This window comes from Candidatus Thioglobus sp. (genome assembly GCF_029243085.1).
GTDB lineage: Bacteria > Pseudomonadota > Gammaproteobacteria > PS1 > Pseudothioglobaceae > Thioglobus_A.
In genome coordinates this window covers 1-2,902 of the sequence record NZ_JAQWSS010000023.1, presented here as the reverse complement: position 1 = coordinate 2,902, position 2,902 = coordinate 1, and the positions used below count along the sequence as shown (strand labels likewise).

Genomic DNA, 2,902 nt, shown 5'->3' with positions numbered 1-2,902 from the left:
TAATGTTTATTTTTAGGTTGTTGCTAGTGTCAGAGGGGCTGGTCATGCTATCAACCACTATTTTAATAGCTTCAAGAGCGCTGTCTTTTGTTGGTAAAGCCGTGTAAATACTTCTTCAACTTAATCAACGCTATTAAGAGTGGACGGATAGGCTATTTTTTCTTGAATAAAAAATAGTTAAAGTGCTGCACACTACCATTTGGATGTGGATGTGCTTCTGATTGAGTTTTTAATAAGTTGAATCGATCTCCCAAAAGCTGAGTAATTTTTTTGACGTCGTATTGCACAATGTCTAATTCTGAGCATTGTGTTGGGCCTTCTGGGGAGAAGGTTGCTAACAAAAATAATCCATCTTTTTCAAGATATTGATTAAGTTTTTGCAAATAAGTTTGCTGGTCTTTAGGGTTGGTTAAAAAATGAAAAACAGCTCGATCATGCCAAAGCTTGAATGTGGTATTTGATTCAAAATCTAGGATGTTTTCATTGTAAAAACTAAGTTTATCGGTGGACTTTTTAAGCCTAGTCTTGAGTGTGTTTAAGGCCTGGGTTGATAATTCCAAAAGTGAAATATCAGTAAACCCTGCGGCTAATAGATTGTCAGCTAATATTGATACACCGCTGCCGATATCAACAATAGCATCTTGTTTTTTAGTAGATTCTACAATCCAATTAAAAGAAATTGTAGAATGCTGTTGATGCCAGCTAACTTTTTCAAGATTGGCATTTTTATAAATATGATCCCAGTGGGAGAATTCGTCCGACATTATCAGCTAAGTTTATAATATGAATATTTGAATTATAAGCGAGATGCCATGAGAATTTTGCACACAATGTTGCGAGTTGGAAATTTAGATAAATCTATTGCCTTTTATACTGAAGTATTAGGCATGAAATTATTAAGGCAAAAGGATTATCCTAAGGGTGAGTTTACCTTGGCTTTTTTGGGTTATGGCCCTGAGGCTGAAAATCCAGCTTTGGAGTTAACTCATAATTGGGGTAAAGATACTTATGAAATGGGTACAGGGTTTGGTCATATCGCCATTAATGTTGACGATGTATATAAAGCTGTTGAAATGGCAAAAGAGCAGGGTGCTGAGGTGATTCGTGAAGCAGGTCCTATGAGTGCTGGTACAACTATTGTAGGCTTCTTAAAAGATCCTGATGGCTATGAGATTGAACTGTTGTCTAAAAAGTTTTAGACAGTTTAGTCGTAATTCTTGCGCCCCGATAAGGCGTGAGCAATGGTGTTGATATCAGCATATTCAAGCTCACCACCAATTGGGATGCCATGGGCGATACGAGTAATTTGCACATTGAATTGCTTTGCCATGTTGCTAATATAATGCGCAGTCACCTCGCCTTCAACTGTGGCGTTAGTGGCAAGGATAATTTCTGTCACTTGGTCATCTGATAATTTTTGTTCTAATTCATCTAGACCAAGTTCGCTAGCACCAATGCCATCAATAGGGGATAAGTAGCCACTTAGAACGAAATACTTGCCCTTGTATACACCGCTTTGTTCAATGGCATGAATATCAGTTGGCGTTTCTACAATACACAATTGTGTATTGTCACGAGTGTCATTGGCGCAAATATTACAAATGGCTTTTTCACTCAGCGTTCTGCAAGAGTTGCAATGTTTGACATGCTCCATGGCATCAACCAATGCCTTAGCAAGGTCAAACCCACCTTCACGATTACGTTCTAATAAATGATACACAAAGCGTTGTGCAGTTTTACTACCAACACCGGGTAGGGCGCAAAAAGCTTTGTTAAGTGATTCAATCATTGACTCAGAATTAAATTGGTAAATTCATGCCACCAGGTAGATTCATACCACCAGTTGCACCTTTCATTTTCGCCTCTGAGGCGGCAGAAATTTGTTGAGTGGCATCATTCATGGCGGTTAGTATCAAATCTTCTAACATGTCTTTATCATCCATGACCATTTCATCAATTTTAATGTTGGTGGCTAAATGTTCACCATTGATAGTGATTTCAACTGCACCACCTGCAGCCTTGCCTGTCACACTTAAAGATTTAATTTCTTCTTGTGCTTTTTGCATGTTGTCTTGCATTTGCTGGGCTTTTTTCATCATTCCAGCCATTCCGCCTTTAAACATAAGTAACTCCTTTAATTAGTGTTTAGTTATTTCTTTAATTGAATTAATATCAACTTTTGCGTTAAATGTTTGTTCTAATTTTTGTACTATTTCATCATTTAAAAACTCTTGCTGAATGCTAGCTAAATATTGGTTGTGAGCTTGAGTTTCTTTTTGTGCAAGAGTCTGTTCCGTGAGTTTGTTCAAGTCAATAACTAAAGTTAGGCTCGGGTATTGAGTTCGAAGACTTGCAAGTATATTTTTTTGCACATGTTCGCTGAGTAAATTGGCAAACTGTTGATCAAGTGTTAGTGTTAGTGTGTTGTTAGCAAAAGAGGTAAACAGAGTGTTTTTGACTAACATTTTTGCACCACCAGAAAAATTAAGCGATTGACTGAGAGCTTCCCATTCTTGCTGGTTGCTAATTGCGGAAATGTCACTAGAAATCTTTGATTCTATAGGTTTATCTTGGGCTCTAGGTGTTGCTAACGCTTCAGTCGTGTTGTTATCAGATTGGCGTTTAGGCGTGATTTTTAGAGTTTTTTTTTCTATAGGATTTTGGTTATCAATATCACTATGGAAAGCAATCATTCTTAAAAGAGTCATCTCAAAGCCAATTTGTTCGCTTGGTGCCAGAGGCATATCTTGACCACCATTAATGGCCATTTGATAAAAAATCTGTAAATCTTGATTAGAGATATGACCAGCCAGCTCCTGAATGTCATCGCTTACCCCGTCATTAATAATTTGGGCTAATGAGATTTGATGAAATAAAGAGCTTAGATCTTTTAAAGCATTAG

The 2,902-nt window shown here is 37.3% G+C and carries 5 protein-coding genes; 1 reads left to right on the top strand and 4 read right to left on the bottom strand.

From position 1 onward, the window contains the following. Positions 1–152: 152 nt before the first annotated feature. Positions 153–764: a class I SAM-dependent methyltransferase gene (locus tag P8M52_RS01470; RefSeq protein ID WP_300306308.1), complete on the bottom strand. Its 612-nt coding sequence runs from the start codon at positions 762–764 to the stop codon at positions 153–155. Positions 765–812: 48 nt separating this feature from the next. Between P8M52_RS01470 and gloA the strand changes: the two genes are divergently transcribed. After that, complete coding sequence (gene gloA, locus P8M52_RS01465) at positions 813–1,199, top strand: lactoylglutathione lyase (protein WP_300306305.1); 387 nt, start codon at positions 813–815, stop codon at positions 1,197–1,199. Between the two features lie 5 nt (positions 1,200–1,204). On the opposite strand, the gene recR is transcribed toward gloA, so the two are convergent. The 3 genes from recR to P8M52_RS01450 form a co-directional block, all read right to left on the bottom strand. Continuing rightward, positions 1,205–1,789, bottom strand: coding sequence for a recombination mediator RecR (gene recR, locus P8M52_RS01460; RefSeq protein WP_300306302.1), 585 nt, complete (start codon positions 1,787–1,789; stop codon positions 1,205–1,207). 10 nt (positions 1,790–1,799) lie between these two features. Further along, a complete protein-coding gene (locus P8M52_RS01455) occupies positions 1,800–2,123 on the bottom strand; it encodes a YbaB/EbfC family nucleoid-associated protein (protein ID WP_300306299.1) in 324 nt (107 codons plus the stop codon). Positions 2,124–2,138: 15 nt separating this feature from the next. Continuing rightward, positions 2,139–2,902, bottom strand: a 764-nt coding sequence (locus P8M52_RS01450; RefSeq protein WP_300306296.1) for a DNA polymerase III subunit gamma/tau C-terminal domain-containing protein, incomplete at its 5' end; no start/stop codon positions are given.